The sequence below is a fragment of the Paenibacillus sp. AD87 genome (assembly GCF_001659845.1).
In the GTDB taxonomy this organism is placed as follows: Bacteria; Bacillota; Bacilli; order Paenibacillales; family Paenibacillaceae; genus Paenibacillus; species Paenibacillus marchantiae.
Map to the genome: position 1 here is coordinate 1,655,345 of NZ_LXQN01000007.1, position 18,187 is coordinate 1,673,531.

Consider the following 18,187-nt stretch of genomic DNA (forward strand, 5'->3'; position numbering starts at 1 on the left):
TTCCATATGTTTAGAGCCATGAGAAAATACGCACATTTGTATGGCATGTTCATCAAAAATTGTCTCATTGCCCAGATGGAGTTTCGAGGCAATTTCTTGATGAGCCTGCTGGTGGAATCCGTCTACCTGCTCGCCAAACTGTTATATGTACTCGTCGTGTTCCGCACCGATCTTCACGTCGATGGCATACCGCCCGAAGGGCTGCTACTATTTATAGGCATGCACACCGTGGTGACAGGTATGTATGTCGGGCTGTTTTTCACCAATTTCACGAAAATTCCGGAATATATTAAGGACGGCTCACTTGATCTAATGCTAACGAAGCCGGTTTCTCTTCAATTTATGGCTTCTTTGCGTTATGTCGATCTGGCGCTGCCAATCCCTGATATTTTAGTTGGTTTCGTCATGATTGGCATTGGCTGGCATGCGATGGACATACCCCTGACGTTTCTCCAGCTAGCCGGGTTTATGCTGCTGTTATTCGTGTCCGTTATCATCACATACTGTCTAATGATTATCCCTGCATTGCTGTCATTTCGGTTCGTTCAGACAGGTTCCGCATCGGAGATCGCCCATTCCGCCTGGGATGCCAACAATTTTCCAATGGCAATATACCCTACTTGGGTCCGGCGGATCGGTACCTTTGTCATTCCGCTGTTCCTGATTACCAATTTTGGACCAATGTTCCTGCTAGGACAGCTCAGCTGGCTCTATACAGGACTGGCGCTGGTCGCTTCGCTTATACTCTTCACAGTTATACGAGTGCTCTGGAAACAGGCTGTAAAGGGATATAGTAGTGCAAGCAGTTAAGGGGGAGAAAGAATGAATGCTGTTCAGCTGCCCGTGTTAAATCCGCCGCTTAAAGGATTTCTGCGGTGGGCTTACACGCTTTCGATTACCAGTGCACATGAGGAAACAATTCCTTGGTATTACAGCAATTTCATTCAGTTGTCCTGCAAGAAAACCTTTCTGGATGATGGCAGACAGTTTTATATCGACTTTTTTCGGGGTAAACCCAACGAACTGAATTTCAATAATCCATTTCTACTCACATGCTCTGTGAATTATACAATTCTGGAGCATTTGGCGCTGGACGCCTGGCCCCAATTTTTCGCGGATCAGATTCGTAGCGGCTATTATTGCATCGTGTTTTTGGACGAAGCGAAGCTACCACCAGCGGCGGCCTATCAGCAGGAACCGTTTCCGCATCATCTTTTTCTGTACGGTTTCGATTGGGACAAACGCATTTTTGATGCTTCCATGTTCGACAATACGGGAGTTTACCGCAATGTACAGATTCCGTTCACGGAATTCCTGGATGCTATCCATTCCATGAGACATCTGCTCAGAGAGGGACTCACCGCGGATCATCACACTTATTTTTACAAATATGAGCCGCATTCTCCTTATCCTTTCGATAGAATCGTAGCACTCGACCAACTGCATGATTACCTGAACGGTGAGACTCATCTGAATCGCATTAATTACATTCCTGATGACGAACAGGCTTTCGGAATTGACGTCTACGACTATTTGCAAATGTACTATGATGCGGTAGAGAGCAACGATCCTCGTCTCGGTGACCGTAACGATGTAAGGCATCTTCATGTGCTCTGGGAGCACAAAAAAATGATGAGTGAACGGATTGCCTACTTGATCGATGAGGGGATGATCCCCTACGACGAAGAACTTGTGAATGGTTATCAGGATATAACCACCAGGGCAATGAAGCTAAGGGATCAATACATCCGTCATGAAATTCGTGAAGACAAAGCCGTGTTTGCGAAGGTAAGACTCCGGTTGGAGCAATTCCGCAAGGAAGAGCCTGTTCTGCTGCAAAGACTGATTTCATTGCTCGAAAAGTAAATAAAGAAGGCTATTCCTCGGGGAGGAACAGCCTTCTTTATTTATATTCATAGGCTCACGTTAGCCTTATTATGATTCTTTATGACTTATTCAAACTTGAAATCATCATCCGTCAGAGGTTCTACATTCAGAGTACGAATATACCCATTGCCTTTTTTAGAGAAAAAGTCGTGCTGTTTGGTATGTGTACTGATTCCATTTAACACAATCGGGTTAACTTCCTCGTCTTCAAATAATGGCTCAAAACCGAGGTTCATCATCGCTTTATTAGCATTATAACGAAGGAAGGTTTCCACTTCTTCGGTCAAATGAATAGGTGTATATAATGCCTCCGTATATTGCAACTCATTTTGATGAAGAAGCTGTACTAGATCAACCAAACCTTGATACACATCGTTCCGCTGCGTTTCATCAAAGCTCGCGTATATTTCCTGGGCTAATACCCCCACATATACACCGTGAATACTTTCATCCCGCAGAATCAGATCAATGATCTCACCACTGCATGTGAGTTTGCCTTGTCCAGCTAAATAGAGTGGATAGAAAAATCCGCTGTAAAACAAATAACTTTCCAAAAGAACGGAGGCCGCCATCGCCATATACAGATCTTTTGAAGTTTCAATGTTCATGTAATACTGACGTATAACCGTCGCTTTGGTTTGCAGATATGGATTTTCTTCCACCCATTTAAATACACTGTCAATTTCTTCGGTTGATGCCAATGTGGTAAAAATACTACTGTATGATTTCGCATGAATTTGTTCCATCATCGCCATAAAACTAAGTACGGCTTTGCGTTGCAGTCCATCGACATGCTCCATAATCTGCGGCATACCTACACCGCCCTGGATCGTATCCAGAAGGGTTAAGCCTCCCAAAACTTTCATATAAGCGTCTTTTTCTATATCACTGAGCATGCCCCAGGTCATTTTATCATCGGATAAAGGAATCTCGTCATCGGTCCAAAATTGCATAATATTCTGATTCCAGAACATCAGTGTGAAATCATCATCCGCCCGATTCCAGTTCACAGCTTGAATTGCCGGCATGGTATATCATACTCCAATCGTAATACCCTAAAGGGAAATTATTTATATTGAACAAGCAATGCATTCTTCCATCGTCAGCTTGTTGGTTCTTGTATAATACAGAGATTTCAACCCTTTATGAGCAGCATACAGGTAGCAGCGAGCCAACTCCCGCGTGGATACATCACTGTTTACATGAAGAATGGTTGAGATGCCTTGGTCCACATGCGGCTGAATCTCCGCAATCAAATCAATTACCTTGAATTGATCCATTTGATACGCTGACTTGTAATAGAAGACATTATCCTTTTGCAAATAGGGCATCGGATAATACGTGGTTGAATTGGCATAGGTCCGTGTCTCAATTTGTTCCACGATGGGCATTACACTGGATGTTGCGTTTTGGATATAAGAGATGCTGGCCGTTGGAGCAATAGCCATGCGATAGGCATGATAGAGACCATTTGTCATCACTTTAGACTTAAGCAGGTTCCAATCTTCAGGAGACGGAACAGCAATTCCGTTGAACAATTCTTGTACTTTCGATGTGGTGGGACGGTAATCCGTAGTCACATAACGATCAAAATATACCCCAGTCGCATAGTCCGATTGCTCGAATCCATAGAACCGTTGAGCCGTTTGCTCTGCAAACTCCATACTTTTCTCAAGAGAATGATAATTCATGGTCATAAAGAAGGTACGTACAAAATCCTTGGCCTCCGAGCTCTCATAAGCAATCCTGTTTTTGGCTAAGTAACCGTGCAGATTCATGGCACCCAAGCCAACGGAATGCATTTCGGAATTGGCTTTTGCCACACCGGGAGCATTGGCTACATGTGTCATGTCGCTGACGGAGGTTAGTGCGATCATTCCCTCATGAACGGATTCCTTGATCTTGCCACTCTCCATAACATTAACAATATTGAGGGAGGCCAGGTTGCAGCTGATATCTTTGCGAATAATATCCGGTTGACCATAGTCTGTAATTTCAGAAGTTTCTTGGAGCTGGAAGATCTCTGTGCAAAGGTTCGACATTTTGACTTGTCCTACGTTTTTCAAGGCATGTGCTTGATTGGCATTGGTTTTATTAATGATGTAGGGATAACCGGATTCAAGTTGAGTCATCGCTATTTTGGTCAGCATATCCCGTGCACTGAGCGATTTTTTCTTCTTCACGCGGTCGTCAGCCAGCAAGGTATCATACATTACGTCCAGATCCATATCATCCAAATGTGTTCCATACGCCTTATAAACACTGTAAGGTGCGAAGAGGTACAGGGGCTCATTATCTTGAGCCAGCTTATAGAAACGATTAGGTACAATAAGTCCGATAGAGAGAGTTTTCAGGCGGATTTTCTCATCCGCATTAATCTTTTTGCTATCCAGCAGTTCCATAACGTCCCAACCGAAAATATTATAGTATGCTGCGCCGGAACCCTTACGTTGACCCATCTGATCAGCGTAGGAGAAGCCGTCTTCCATCAGCTTGAGAACAGGCGTGATGCCTTTAGCAGCACCTTCGACACCTTTAATGACTTCTCCACGAGCACGTAACTTCGACAGGTTGACAGCCACTCCACCACCGATTTTGGATAATTGCATACAAGTGTTTAGTACATAGTTTATGGAGTTCAGTGAATCATCCATTTCAAGCAGGAAGCAGGAAACCAGTTCACCGCGCCGACTTTTTCCCGCATTTAGAAAAGTAGGGGTTGCCGGTTGAAGACGTTGTTCCATCATAGAACGAGACAGCAAACAAGCCGTATCGAAGTGTCCTTGACCCAGATGAAGTGCTACGGCTGCTACTCGATCCGCATATTGCTCAAGGTATGTTTTGCGGTCATATGTTCTCAATGCATAATCAGTATAGAATTTAGACGCTGCCATATAGGAAGGAAAGTTATATTGATAGCCACGCGTAATTTCAAATACGGTTCTAACTTGGTCAGCTGTATAGGAAGCATAGAAATCTTCGTAATAATCATGATCAATCATGAATTGGACTTGATCATCAATCTTGGCAAACGCCATACTTTTATCTTTGATTTCTTTCATAAACTCCTCTACAGCCTCTTTATCCTTATGTAACTGGAAGAAGCCATCAGAGTCGCGCTTTAGCAGCATGTTATTTAATTCAATATGACGCAATGCGGCTCACCTCCTGTTCAAAATACTCCACGTCTTTCTTGGAACCCGATAATTCAAATTTACTAATAACCGGGACGTTATAAGATGCAGATATTAAATCTGCACTTTTGGCAAAACGCTCACCCCAGTTACGGTTACCGCTGGCGGCTACGCCAATCAGGTATGCAGAGTTTTTTTGCAAAAAAGAAGACACCTTATCAGGTATCTGCCCAAAACCTGTTGTATATGTCACAAGTACGTACGGTTCATCAATCGTCATTTGATTCTGAATCTGAACAGCCGGCAGTTGAAGCTTGGAAATAAACCTCTTAACATTCCCGGTTATAGAATCATACACAATTAGCACTATCATATCCTCCTTGACAAATGAAAGGTGATCAAAAACAAACACTATATATAGATCTATTTCTTAATTTTATATCAATATATAGCTTTGTCAAATGCTTATCGGTATCAATTTTGTGAAAAACCGGATGAATGGGCTCTATTACTAGGTTTAAAAAATTTGTGGCTTAGTAGATATCCATATTCGAAGACACGATATTTGGTGCATGAGAGAATTATGATTGACATTGAGAATTGTTATCATTTAGAATTTTGAAGAAGATTCGAAAAGAGGGATGCGCTATGATGACACATGTACAACAAAATCACCCAGAGGGTGAAGGACAGACAGCAGCAGATCTCGCATGGTATGGATTAAAGAACGTATTCAAGGATTCGGTCGACAAGGCCTATCGTTTGGTATACGAAGAAACCCCAGATCATGTCATTCTTGTTGCTGCAAATCGTCACGGCAAAATCGTCATTGATGGCATACCGCATCCGTTCGTTCCAAATAGTGCCCATTTAGTATTACCAGGCCAACGGGTCGAGACCGTTTATTTAACGGATGGAGAGCAGATCATATACCGGATTCATATCGGCATCATTCCATATGAAGGACAGAAGGTGTCCTCTGAGCATTTGTTGACGGAGCTTGGTAGGTCCATCACGTTTCCAGATGCACAGGTGCAGCAACTTTGCGAAAAAATCGTCTGTTACTGGCATACCGGTGATTCAACAGATCGTTTCGCAAGCCAAGCAGGTTTCCAGGACCTGCTGCATCTGCTGTTCAAGAAGCAGAACCAACACGAGAACGCACTCGAGAGAGCACGGAAATACATGCTGCATCACTATCAGGATACAATCACAGTCGAGAACCTGGCCGATGAAGCGGGCATGAGCCGCTATTATTTCATGAGATCATTCAAAGAGAAGTTCGGTCAGAGTTCGATGGACTATCTGGCAGAGATTCGCACCAACGAGGCCAAACGTCTGATGGAAGCAGGACAACCACTGAAGGACATTGCTCTGTTGGCAGGTTTCAAGGACCAACACTATTTCAGCAGCCAGTTTAAAAAGCAGGTTGGATTACCGCCTCGTACATATATGGCAAACAGGAAATGCAAAACAGCCGCGTACAGCTGGCCCAATATAGGGCATTTGCTGACCCTGCAAATCATCCCCTTCGCAGCGCCGATTGATCAGTTTTGGACAGATGATTACCGTCGGAAATATCGTTATGATGTCAAGGTGGCACTCAGCCACGACTATGATTTCAACCTCAAAGCATTGATGCGGGCCAGGCCAGACCGGATTGTTGCATTGGACGAGATGATCCCCGAAGAGGAGAAAGAGAAGCTGCGGCATATCGCACCGGTGTTGTTTCTAAGTTGGCACGGAGAGGATTGGCGGCAACATCTGCGGCGAACGGCCCGTTTTTTGGATCGGGAGAATGAAAGTGAAAGATGGTTTCTTCGATATGAGGAAAAGGTGGAAACGGTTCTTCATCATATTCCTGATTCGTTTCAACAAGGTAAGCTAATCGCATTAAGTGTGTCTCCCCGGGGCATTCAGATCTGGGGTAGAAGAGCAGGAACCGTATTTTATGACGATTTGAAGATTGCCGCGGCTTCGGGTGTGGATCAGATCGAATTTACCAGATACGTGGAAGCCGAACAGCTTGCTGCATTCGATGCGGACGTCATCATCGTTAGTGTTATGAAGGACCATCATTCCCTGATGGTGTGGGAGAGGCTTCAACATGCGGAAAGCTGGAAACAGCTGCATGCCGTACGAAACCGACAAGTCTATCTGACACAGGGAGGACATTGGTTAAGCGAACCGATGCTGGAACATACAGCCAATCGGCATGAACTTCTGCTTCAGGAAGTAAACTTGCTATTTAGTGCCCGGTAATGGGCGAAAGTAGACATCTTCTTCTATTTTCTTCGCTGAGGAACATCTGTATAATCATCATGTGATAATCATTCTCAATACAGAAATGCGGAGGGGAACTCATGTCTCACACAGAAAATAATGATCTCTTTAGAAGAGATCGTTCAAAAAAGGCTACACATGGAAGGAAACGCGGATTTGCAGGATTGATGCTCCTGCTATTGGTTCTTTCACTTATGGTTGTTGCCTGCGGAAATAAAACAAATACAGCAGGGGAGCAAGCCACAACAGAAACGACCAAGACAAACGCAAGCGCAGCGACTCAAACTGCCGAAGAGCCTCAGACCCAGGTCATCGAACATGCCATGGGCAAAACGGAAGTTCCGCTGCATCCAAAACGTGTTGCCGTATTTGGTCTTGAGGATCTTACATTGTCCCTGGGTGTACCGATGGTCTATGCATACGACTTTGATGGCTACTACTTGGATGACCAGCTCAAAGCACTGAACATCCCACTCGCTGGAAATGCGGATTTCAATCCGAATCTGGAAGCCATTCTGGCAACCCAGCCCGATCTTATCGTGGTTCAGCGAAACGCCATTGATGACAAAGCGTATGAGGAACTGAGCAAGATTGCGCCAACCATTGCCTATTCACCGGATGATTGGGAGAAAACCATTGTGGAAATAGGCAAGGCAACGGGCTTGAAAGATAAAGCACAGGAGGTGCTTCAGGCGAACACCGACAAACTGAAACAGGCCAAGGAAGATATCATTTCGGCTGTGGGCCCGGACAAAACAGTTGTCTTCATGCGTCCATCGGACAAGGATCTGCAGGTGTTCTTCCCGAGCTTCGCTCCACTTATCTACTCTGAATTGGGGTTAAATCCAGACGAAAGCGTTGCAGCATTCCAGAAGGATACTAAGGACGATTGGGGAGTCACGACATCTCTAGAGAAGCTGCCTTCCATTGGAGCTGATTATGTGTTTGCCATCTACGGAGGATCGATTAGCACGGAAGAAGAGTTCAATGAGAACAGTGCCGTTGCAACGGAAGTCGAGAAACTTCATGTATGGAAAACGATGCCTGCTGTGAAGGACAACCATGTGTTCAAAGTGTCCGCCAGACATTGGATGATGTCCGGCCCAATTGCAGACGGCAAGGTGGCCGACGATGTGGTAGCAGCCGTCACCGGCAAGAAATAAGCCTGGACATAATCGTTCATACATTGTCTACAATTCAGAGATAGATTATTAAAGGCATGGCTCTATGGAGTCATGCCTTTTGAGTACGTTGAAGGTATGCTGATTACATCAAGTTCACTCACTGGCTTGAGGCTTTACAATGAGAAACTAAGAAAATAACCAGAATATCGCAAAGATTTGGAGGTAAGACATGAACGGGACCCTGCAGCAAAATAGAATATTGATTGTAGATGATGATGAACGGGTCCGAAGACTTCTTCGCATGTATTTGGAGAAAGAACAATTTATCGTTGAGGAGGCTTCGCTAGGCTGGCAAGCCCTTGGGCAGCTTCATCACGGTTCTTATGCCTTGATCATTCTCGATTGGATTCTTCCCGATATTAAGGGAATTGAAATATGCCATTATCTTAGGACCAACTTAAGCATACCCGTCATGTTTCTGACAGCCAAGTCAGAAGAAACTGATCGGCTTGAAGCTTTCAAAGCAGGGGCGGATGACTTTGTCATGAAACCATTCAGTCCGAGGGAGGTTGTGTTACGTATTAAAACTATGATGGCTCGTTATAACGGATTAATCGAACCTGCGCCAAAAGATCATTCAGCGAGCGAGGTGTTGATTTCCTCCATTCTAATCAATCCAACTTCTCGTAGAGTCACAGTAGGACAAGAGGAGATTCATATGACTCCCAAAGAATTTGATTTGCTTTATCATCTGGCGACACACTCGGAAATCGCATTCTCTAGGCAGGATTTGCTGAGAATTGTTTGGAAAGTGGAGCATGAGGAAGATCTGGATTATCGGACTGTAGATACCCATGTGAAACGGTTGCGTGACAAACTATCCGAGTATGTGCCGAATCGGGAAGATCTGATTCAAACCCTGTGGGGGTTCGGTTATATTCTTCGTTTGCCTCACTGATTCTTATCTTGCAGTTCAGGAGGAGAATATGTCTTACAAACAAATCAAGTGGATGATTTTGCTCATTCCCACCTTGACCGTTGGACTGTGGGAGTATGTACGACATCAGTTTCTGCTCCCCTACATATCAATGAATTTGGGCAACTGGCTTACGCCTGTCATTGTATATGTCGTGAGTATAACGTTGTTAACTCGCCTGTTTCTCATATTGGAACGTATTCAAAAAGAGCTGGAGCATGAGCGTGAAGCCAAAGCCGCATTGGAATCGCGTGAAAAGATGGCCAAGGAACTCCATGATGGAATTGCGCAATCCCTTTTTCTATTATCGGTAAAAGTGGGGCGTCTGGAGGAACAAGCCAAGCTGGATCAACAGCTGGACGATGTGTATTCGATCAAAAAAACGGTTCATGAAGTCAATCGTTATGTGCGTCAGGCCATTGCCGATTTACGTTATGATCCTAACGTTGACAATACCTTCACTATGAACGAATCGGTCACACTACTTGGTCAAATTCGAAGAATTGCCAAAGATATCCCCGTCCGAATCGAACTGGATTGGAGCATCCCGGATGATACATTTACTGACAAAGAGAAAGTAGAACTGCTCGCTTGTATTCGGGAAGCTCTTTTTAATATTCAAAAGCATGCTTCTGCTTCCCAAGGATGGATTCAGGGAAACGGACACAAGAAGTGCTGGAATATCACGATTCGAGATAATGGAAAAGGGTTTGAGATGAATCCTTTTGAACGAAAGGATCGATATGGTCTTAAAATTATGAGAGAGCGGATGAATGAACTGAACTTTAACATGCAATTCCGAAGGGAACAGCAGCTTACTGTTGTTGAATTTTCGAAGGATGGTGAGATGTTATGAGCCATACTCGCGTACTTGTTGTAGACGATCACGCTCATGCGAGAGAAGCCATATGTGAAATTTTATCCATGGATCCTGGCTTCGAAGTGATTGGCGTCGTGTCGGACGGTCAACAGGCGATTGACTATACAGAACAGTGGCTTCCCGATCTAATCCTCATGGACATTCAGATGCCGATTATGAACGGTCTTGAGGCAACACAGCGGATCAAACTGGCCTTTCCTTATGTGAAAATTGTTATGATTACTGTCTCGGATGATGTACTCCACCTTCTGGAAGCGTTGAAGCGGGGAGCTCAGGGTTACCTGCTCAAAAACCTTGAACCCTCCATGTGGCTGGAATATCTTCATTCCATCGTTACAGAAGAAGCTCCATTGAGCCGCGAGGTGGCTTACCAAATCCTGAAGGATGTCTCACTCACGGAGAAAAAAGAACCTGACGTTCCACTAACGACAAGGGAAAAGGATATTCTGTATGGCGTGGCTGCAGGATGGACGAACAAAGAAATCGCTGTGAATTATACAATTTCAGAGTATACCGTCAAGAATCATTTGAAAAATATTTTGCAAAAACTGCAGGTTCAAAATCGTGTTCAACTGACACGTTACGCATTGGAGCAAGGGCTTATTACAGACCATAATCGTCTGTAATAAGCTTTTTTTACTATATCCGTGTGTTCTTTCTATTTTCATGTTAAGTGGATGTGATTTTTCTACTTTTACCACAATGACCTCACAATTTGGACACAAAACGTCCAGCTCTATAGCTAGCTTGAGCTATATGGTAAAAATTTGTTTTTATGTACACTATGAGCAGTGTGTTTCATGAAGGAGGTTATGATGTTTCGCGAACGGATTGTCCTGAGCATATTGCTGCTTATAGGGATACTGTTGATCCCGCTATCTTACCCGCTGGACACTGCAAATGCTGCTCCTGAAACCAAAGATGCTATTCCACTCCAGTCAATCATTGATGGTTCTAAACCTGGAGAAGTGCTTGTGCTTGAGCCGGGTATATATTCTGGTCCCGTAAGTATAGACAAGAATATATCCATTCGAGGGGACTCATCCGTAATGGTATTGAATACGGAAGCTGAATCCACCATTACCATTCGTTCAGATGGAGTGACATTGCAGGGTTTCACGGTACGACACTTAACAAATGAACCCACTGCAGCGATTCAGGTTGAAGGAGATCGAGTAGAGATCACGGGCCTGGATATTCAGAGTCAAAGTTTTGGAATCGTGCTGCGGGGTTCTGTCGATGGGCTCATACATAGCAATACTATTTCATGGGCTGGACCGGAGTCTGCTTCCAGTGGTCAAAAGGGGAATGGCATTGATCTGTACAATTCCCATCGTACCCAAATCGAAGACAACAAAATTACGGGCATGCGGGATGGTATATATCTGGAGAACAGTCGCAATCTTACGGTTAAGGCTAACACGCTGTTACATACCAGGTATGGCATTCATTGTATGTATATCGATGGCTCTTCTGTTGTGGACAATGTGGGAGAGAACAACAGTACCGGAGCCATGGTCATGGGCGTCAAGAATACGGTTGTATCGGGAAATTCTTTTCGCAAACAGAACAAAAATGTGCATTCACAAGGGATTTTGTTGTATGACGTACAGCAATCCTCGGTTCATAACAATGTCGTGGAAGGTAATCGTGTTGGCATGAACATTGCTGAATCCTCAGGTAATGAAATTCGCGGCAATGCGGTGCTCCGGAATTTCATCGGAATTCAGCTCGTGCTTGCGGAGGATAATCAGTTTACCAGAAACCAATTTGTTTCGAATGTGATTGAAGCTTCAGCGATGGACAGCCGGAACAATGAGATGAAGGAAAACTTCTGGGACTCCTTTCAAGGTCTTGACCTGAACGATGATGGAATTAGTGAACTGTCCTATGGAATTAATCCTTTTTATGAGCAAGTGGTCAACCGGAATTCGGCCTATCAGCTTTTCTTTCAATCTCCAGGCATGATCTTTATGAGCAACTTGTTTACGGAAGGCAAGGCAGAGTGGACAAGCGACAGATCGCCATTAATGAGTATGGAAGCGGAATCACAGACGACGAAGACAGGTACACAAGCGGTCAAAAATACAACCGGGGTTTGGATCATCGGATGCATTCTGCTGGGCCTGGCCACTTTTATTATGATCAATATGGGGGTATTACGAAAATGAAAATGAAAACACATTGGAAAACAGTTATGGTGCTTCTCTTTGGGGTGCTGTTATTAACAGCTTGCGGAAAAAAATACGAGGCATTGCCTATTAATGAAGACGTGGATATCTGTGCCATTTGCAAAATGCAGGTGGAAGATGATGCTTATGCTACGCAGCTTACCACGAAAGACGGTAAAAATTATAAATTTGATGACATTGGTTGTATGCACCAGTGGAAAGAAGAGAACGGAACAGATAACATCGGGATGGATTTTGTTCGTGATTATAATGACAAGGAATGGATTGAGTACAGCAAAGCCACTTATGTATATGATGCTTCACTGCGTACTCCGATGGCTTACGGCATTCTCAATTTCAAGGATAAACCATCTGCTGAAGCTTTTGTTGCCGAGCAGGGTCTGGGAACGATTATGACCGCTGAAGACCTCGCCTCCCACGACTGGAAACAAAACACAGAGACGATGGAAATGATGGGTGAGCATGGGCATTCCGAAGTGGGAATGGGTGAAGGTATGCACGAAGAAACACATGGGGAAAGCGAAACAACGGAAGATTCAGGCCATAAGTAAATGACCAATGAAGATGGTGATGCATGATGGGAGATATGGTACAAGTCGTTCGACGAGAAATGAAAATGGGATTTCGCAACCCATGGTCATATTCATTTTTGATTCTTTTCTGCGTGTTTAGCCTGAGTCTGTTAATCATTAATTCTCAGAATTTTGTAGCAGGATACTCTGGCACTACAGGTTCCATGTTAAATCTTATTCTTTATCTGTTGCCGCTGATGACCCTCTTTCTGGGTTCGTTCTCGTTGACTTCTGAAAAGGAAGAGGGCAGCTGGCAGCTGTTGTCCACTTACCCCATTGGCACGATGTCTTTTATTGTTGGCAAATATCTGGGGCTGTCGGTTGTATTAATGACGATAGTTACATTCGGATATGGCCTGATGGGACTTCTTAGCCGATGGGTGGGTAGCCCTTTAGATGTTAAGACATATCTTTTGTTTCTGGTATTCTCCTGCGGACTGGTGTTGCTATTTCTGACTATTGCACTGTTCATCGGTTCGTTATCCAAAAATCGGTGGCAAGCTTTAACGATATCGGTATCCGTTTGGTTTTTTGCTGTGATCGGGTGGCCCACGCTTCTAATTTCCGTGCTGGGACTCATGCCGTATCAGTGGGTAAAACCCCTACTCACCGTGCTAACCTTCATCAATCCGGCTGAGTTGGTACGTTTGTTTGTGGTGATCAAACTTGGCGGGGGCTCGATACTGGGACCTGAATATTATCAGTGGGTAGATTGGGTACATCCATCGAGCGGGAGCTGGATCTTTATGGGGATATGTCTTCTGTGGATTACATGTTCTATCGTGGCAGTGTACGGGATATGGGAAAGGGGACGTTCCCATGGATAACGTGGAAACAGAGATTGTTGGACTGTGTAAATCCATAAAAAAACAACAGATTGTTGAAGATATATCCTTTCGCGTTTCTTCCGGTCATGTGCTTGCCTTATGCGGCGGAAATGGTGCCGGAAAAAGCACCGTTCTGCGTATGCTTGCAGGTATTCTTCAACCTACCTCGGGTGAAATAATTGTAAACAAGATGCGCTGGTCCAAAGAACGAAAGCAATATTCGGAACAGATCGGATATATGCCGGATGATTATCATTTCAACCAGGGTTTGACGGCAGAGGAAGTGCTCCAGTTCTGGGCAGCACTTAGGAAAGTGCCCAAAGAGCGAGTAACGGAAGTGCTGACTATGGTAGGCTTGGCCGATCAAAAAAAGAAACGGGTCACGACCTTTTCCAAAGGTATGCGGCAGCGTGTATTATTTGCCCAGGCTCTGCTGTCCAAGCCTCCGCTGCTGATCATGGATGAGCCGACGAATGGACTGGACCCCTTCTGGATGCAAGAGTTTACAAATCTGATAAAACAGATCAAGGAGGAGGGACATATGGTCGTGTTCTCCACCCACCAGCTTGAGATTGCAGATGATGTTGCTGATCACATTGTTTTTATGAACCAAGGACGTAATGTGGGAGATGGCTCTACTGAGGAGTTTCGTCAACAGTTCGGGTCGCTTCATGCTGCATTTCATCATAGTCTGGGCTTAAAATGAAGGTGAATTTATTGAAAAAAAATAGTGCGAAAATGAGTTTGAAAATGATACGTTTGCTTACCATCCTGATTGGAATGGCTGCTGTGCTGGTCGCTGCGTGGGCAATTTATCAAGGGACTTCATCATCCGAGCCCAAAAGAACCGGTGCCATTGAAGAAGGTGCAATTGCTCCCGATTTCACAGCGGTTAACTCAGCAGGAGAACAGGTGAAGCTCTCCGATTATCGGGGCAAAGTCGTCATGATTAACTTCTGGGCTTCATGGTGCACGCCCTGTGTGAGGGAAATGCCAATGATTAATCAGATTGCTCAGACATATCAAAACGATGTAGAGACCCTGTTTGTCAACGTGGGGGAAGCGAAGGGCACCATTCGTGAATTTTTGGAGAAACAGCAATTCGATTTCCCTGTTATCATTGATGTAACCGGAAAGGTCTCCGGCCTGTATCGCATCACCGGGTTGCCAGCGACCATGATTATAGATCAGGAAGGCATATTCAGTCACATTCTGCTCGGTGAGTTGACTAAGGATATTCCTTTGCAGCAATGGCTGGAGGAGACTTTACAGCAAAAGAATTGAAGCTATGCAGACTTATGAACAAAAGAAGTCGAGAAGTCGCTATACGAGCGGCTTCTTTTGTTTTTATTTGTAAGCTGCTATAAGAATCCAGACAACCGCGAACGGTTTTCCCGAACATCTTGCACGCATAGTAGAATTGAAAATCGCAATACCACGGTTGTGTCCAAAGAATCAATAGCTCCTTTGGGTATTTTTTACGCTTTTCACCGAGTTGTCAGAAAGAGTTGATCCTTTCTTGAACATTTAGGGACGAAGACGTGTCAGTGATTGAATTGCTAATTCACAAAGATATAATAATTTTAACTATTAGGTCCTGTTAAGTACTTTGGCCCTTCAGTATCAGGTAAAACACAGCTCGCCAACCCATGCTCAGTCCAGTTACTATGTAGCAATACACAATGATGGTGTGGCAAAGCTCCTTCGTCTCTTACTTTGTGAAAAAATTCTCTTTGTACATACAACGATGGAGGAACGGTTTGTAGATAAACTCTGAACCAGTCTAGTGGGGCTTCTATCAACCTGATAAAGAACGCAGTCCAAGGGCTGACTGACCTAATAATTAAAAGATTCAAATCAGTACGAAAATCGAACAGAGTTTGAAAGGAGGCAGTAAACAATGGCAATCGATACGGTGATGTGGAGCAAGCTGGTGACAGGTATGACGCTGGGCTTCCACGCTATTTTTGCGACGCTTGGCGTCGGTATACCTCTAATGATCGCAATTGCAGAGTTCATGGGGATTCGCAAGAAGGACCCCCATTACACACTGATGGCGAAGAGGTGGTCAAGAGGGTTTGTCATTTCTGTGGCGGTTGGTGTGGTGACCGGTACAGCGATTTCACTGCAACTGGCCCTGGTGTGGCCGAATTTTATGAAACTGGCGGGGAATGTCATTGCACTTCCGTTATTCATGGAGGTGTTTGCGTTCTTTTTTGAAGCGATCTTTCTGGGCATTTATTTGTATACGTGGGATCGATTCAAAAATCCATACATTCACTGGCTGCTGACGATTCCAATCGTCACGGGAGCAGGCATGTCGGCTGTGTTTATTACGACGGTGAACGGCTTCATGAACCAGCCTGGAGGCTTTGTCATGGAAGCAGGCCAATTCACAGCGGTTAACCCAGTGGAGGCGATGCTGAATACGGCGACGTTCTCCAAGGTGTTTCATGTATTAAGCTCAGCATATTTGACAGGAGCTGCCCTGTTAGCCGGAATTGCAGCCTTCTCGCTGCTGAGAAAAGGGGCATCTGCATACCACAAAAAAGCCTTGAATCTCATGATGGCGGTGGTTCTGCTGTTCGGCTTACTGAACACGTTAGCGGGAGATGTGTCCGCCAAGTTTTTGGCCGAGCATCAGCCGGAAAAACTTGCAGCGGCAGAATGGCATTTTGAGACAGAAAGTGGCGCAGATTTGATTTTATTGGGATGGCTGAATGCAGAGCATGAAATTATAGGAGCTCTTCACCTGCCGAAACTGCTCAGCTTCCTGGCCTTTAGTGACTTTAATGCAGAGGTAACCGGACTGGAGGAGTTTCCGAAGGACGAATGGCCGCCGCTGCTCGTTCACTACCTGTTTGATTTAATGGCGGGAATCGGATTTACGCTGCTGGCTATCTCGGTTCTGTACTTCCTGTTTGTGTTCTGGAAAAAGCGCAATGAGCTGAACAAGTGGCTGCTTGGGATTATAGCACTAGGCGCACCCATGGCTTTTCTCGGAGTTGAGCTGGGCTGGTTCTATGCTGAACTGGGGCGACAGCCGTGGATTATCCGGGGATATATGCGTGTTGAGGAAGCCGCCACTTCATCACCCAACATCAGAATGATCTTTTTCTTCTTCCTGCTTCTCTACATCGTTCTGGGAGTCATGTGTGTTCTCGTACTAAGACGTTTGTTCAACAATAATCCGGCAGAAGTCGAGATGGAGAAATGGATGAAGGAGAAGCGCAATCCGTCTACAGAAAAGGGTGAGCGTACATGAGTTACGAACTGATTGGCATCTCGGTGCTCTGGCTGTTCTTGTATGGATATTTAATTGTTGCCTCCATTGATTTCGGGGCGGGTTTCTTTGCCTTTTATGCACGCTTGACGAAACAGGATCACCTGATTAATCGTCTGATCTCCCGTTATTTATCACCGGTATGGGAGATTACGAATGTATTTTTTGTCTTTTTCTACATTGGCATTGTTGGATTCTTTCCCGACACGGCTTATTATTACGGATCAGCGCTGCTCGTACCGGGAAGCATTGCGGTCATTTTGCTCGCCATTCGTGGGTCGTTTTATGCTTTTGAGAACTATGGTTCCAAAAATAACATCGTGTATCTTTTTCTATATGGAGCTTCGGGATTGCTGATTCCAGCTTCGCTATCAGTGGCGCTAACGCTGTCTGAAGGTGGTTTTATCGTGAAGCAGGGTTCGACGGTTTCTCTGGATTACTGGACGCTGTTTACCAATCCGTTATCATGGAGCATTGTTGGACTGGCGATTGTGTCCGTATTGTTCATTAGCAGCTCATTTCTAGCCTTTTATGCATCGCGGGCAGAGGATCACTCTGCATTGAAGCTGGTACGGACCTATGCCCTGTTCTGGAGCACACCGACGATTATCATCGCACTGACTGCATTTATTTATTTGGGACAGCACAATGAGCGACATTTTCAAAATATGATGGATTTATGGTGGCTGCTTGCACTTTCCGTTGCATTCTTCATGATTGCGATGTGGCTGATCTATAACGGACGCCGCTACGGATTAGCGTTTATATGTATCATGCTGCAATTTTTCTGTGCCTTTTTCGCTTACGGAATTGGTCAATATCCTTATATCCTTGATCCGTTCATTACAATTCAAAACAGTGTAACCTCACCAGCGATGGGCTTCGCACTGGTGGTTGTGTTTATCGGTGGCATGTGTATGTTGATTCCTTCCTTGATTCTGGTTTTCAAACTGTTTCTGTTTGATGCGGATTATGTAAAGGGAAAAAAATAAATTGAATTCATTATGCGATGTAAGGGAGTAATCTCAC

17 protein-coding genes are annotated in these 18,187 nt (G+C 44.7%); 14 read left to right on the forward strand and 3 right to left on the reverse strand.

Annotated elements, in window-relative coordinates; all coding sequences use genetic code 11:
- Positions 1-18: 18 nt before the first annotated feature.
- Entirely contained in the window at positions 19-810 is a 792-nt protein-coding gene (locus gpAD87_RS07575) for an ABC transporter permease (protein ID WP_231952468.1), read from the forward strand.
- Positions 811-822: 12 nt separating this feature from the next.
- Positions 823-1,866, forward strand: coding sequence for a hypothetical protein (locus tag gpAD87_RS07580; RefSeq protein ID WP_064637222.1), 1,044 nt, complete (start codon positions 823-825; stop codon positions 1,864-1,866).
- 86 nt (positions 1,867-1,952) lie between these two features.
- Here gpAD87_RS07580 and nrdF read toward each other — a convergent pair whose 3' ends face one another.
- Genes nrdF through nrdI form a run of 3 tightly spaced genes read right to left on the reverse strand, consistent with a single transcriptional unit; the run spans position 1,953 to position 5,388 of the window.
- The gene (gene nrdF, locus gpAD87_RS07585) at positions 1,953-2,915 is read right to left on the reverse strand and encodes a class 1b ribonucleoside-diphosphate reductase subunit beta (protein WP_064637224.1); all 963 of its coding nucleotides are present in this window, start codon (positions 2,913-2,915) and stop codon (positions 1,953-1,955) included.
- Between the two features lie 42 nt (positions 2,916-2,957).
- Positions 2,958-5,042, reverse strand: a complete 2,085-nt coding sequence (gene nrdE, locus gpAD87_RS07590) for a class 1b ribonucleoside-diphosphate reductase subunit alpha (protein ID WP_064637226.1) — start codon at positions 5,040-5,042, stop codon at positions 2,958-2,960.
- On the reverse strand, positions 5,029-5,388 hold the full coding sequence (nrdI, locus tag gpAD87_RS07595; protein ID WP_064637228.1) for a class Ib ribonucleoside-diphosphate reductase assembly flavoprotein NrdI: 360 nt from the start codon (positions 5,386-5,388) through the stop codon (positions 5,029-5,031). The genes nrdE and nrdI overlap by 14 nt, the downstream gene beginning before the upstream one ends.
- A 281-nt stretch (positions 5,389-5,669) precedes the next feature.
- On the opposite strand from nrdI, the gene gpAD87_RS07600 reads away from it, so the two are divergent.
- From gpAD87_RS07600 to gpAD87_RS07655, 12 genes are all read left to right on the forward strand, one after another.
- A complete protein-coding gene (locus gpAD87_RS07600) occupies positions 5,670-7,283 on the forward strand; it encodes a helix-turn-helix domain-containing protein (protein ID WP_231952469.1) in 1,614 nt (537 codons plus the stop codon).
- 101 nt (positions 7,284-7,384) lie between these two features.
- A complete protein-coding gene (locus gpAD87_RS07605; RefSeq protein ID WP_064637230.1) occupies positions 7,385-8,467 on the forward strand; it encodes an ABC transporter substrate-binding protein in 1,083 nt (360 codons plus the stop codon).
- Between the two features lie 190 nt (positions 8,468-8,657).
- Positions 8,658-9,386, forward strand: a complete 729-nt coding sequence (locus gpAD87_RS07610; protein WP_064637232.1) for a response regulator transcription factor — start codon at positions 8,658-8,660, stop codon at positions 9,384-9,386.
- Positions 9,387-9,414: 28 nt separating this feature from the next.
- Positions 9,415-10,260, forward strand: coding sequence for a sensor histidine kinase (locus gpAD87_RS07615; protein WP_064637234.1), 846 nt, complete (start codon positions 9,415-9,417; stop codon positions 10,258-10,260).
- Positions 10,257-10,910 carry a response regulator gene (locus gpAD87_RS07620; protein WP_064637236.1) on the forward strand — a complete coding sequence of 218 codons (654 nt, stop codon included), beginning with the start codon at positions 10,257-10,259 and terminating at the stop codon, positions 10,908-10,910. Before gpAD87_RS07615 ends, gpAD87_RS07620 begins: the two co-directional genes overlap by 4 nt.
- A gap of 186 nt (positions 10,911-11,096) precedes the next feature.
- Entirely contained in the window at positions 11,097-12,455 is a 1,359-nt protein-coding gene (locus tag gpAD87_RS07625) for a NosD domain-containing protein (protein ID WP_064637238.1), read from the forward strand.
- Between the two features lie 2 nt (positions 12,456-12,457).
- Positions 12,458-13,027: a nitrous oxide reductase accessory protein NosL gene (locus tag gpAD87_RS07630; RefSeq protein ID WP_064640790.1), complete on the forward strand. Its 570-nt coding sequence runs from the start codon at positions 12,458-12,460 to the stop codon at positions 13,025-13,027.
- A 26-nt stretch (positions 13,028-13,053) separates the two neighbouring features.
- Positions 13,054-13,875, forward strand: coding sequence for an ABC transporter permease (locus gpAD87_RS07635; protein WP_064640791.1), 822 nt, complete (start codon positions 13,054-13,056; stop codon positions 13,873-13,875).
- Positions 13,868-14,581, forward strand: coding sequence for a heme ABC exporter ATP-binding protein CcmA (gene ccmA / locus gpAD87_RS07640; protein WP_064637240.1), 714 nt, complete (start codon positions 13,868-13,870; stop codon positions 14,579-14,581). Before gpAD87_RS07635 ends, ccmA begins: the two co-directional genes overlap by 8 nt.
- 44 nt (positions 14,582-14,625) lie before the next feature.
- Positions 14,626-15,159 (forward strand): TlpA family protein disulfide reductase, encoded by a 534-nt coding sequence (locus gpAD87_RS07645; protein WP_231952739.1) that lies wholly within the window; start codon positions 14,626-14,628, stop codon positions 15,157-15,159.
- A 616-nt stretch (positions 15,160-15,775) separates the two neighbouring features.
- Entirely contained in the window at positions 15,776-17,140 is a 1,365-nt protein-coding gene (locus gpAD87_RS07650; RefSeq protein ID WP_064637242.1) for a cytochrome ubiquinol oxidase subunit I, read from the forward strand.
- Positions 17,137-18,150, forward strand: a complete 1,014-nt coding sequence (locus gpAD87_RS07655) for a cytochrome d ubiquinol oxidase subunit II (protein WP_063562783.1) — start codon at positions 17,137-17,139, stop codon at positions 18,148-18,150. Before gpAD87_RS07650 ends, gpAD87_RS07655 begins: the two co-directional genes overlap by 4 nt.
- The last annotated feature ends 37 nt before the right edge of the window (positions 18,151-18,187 follow it).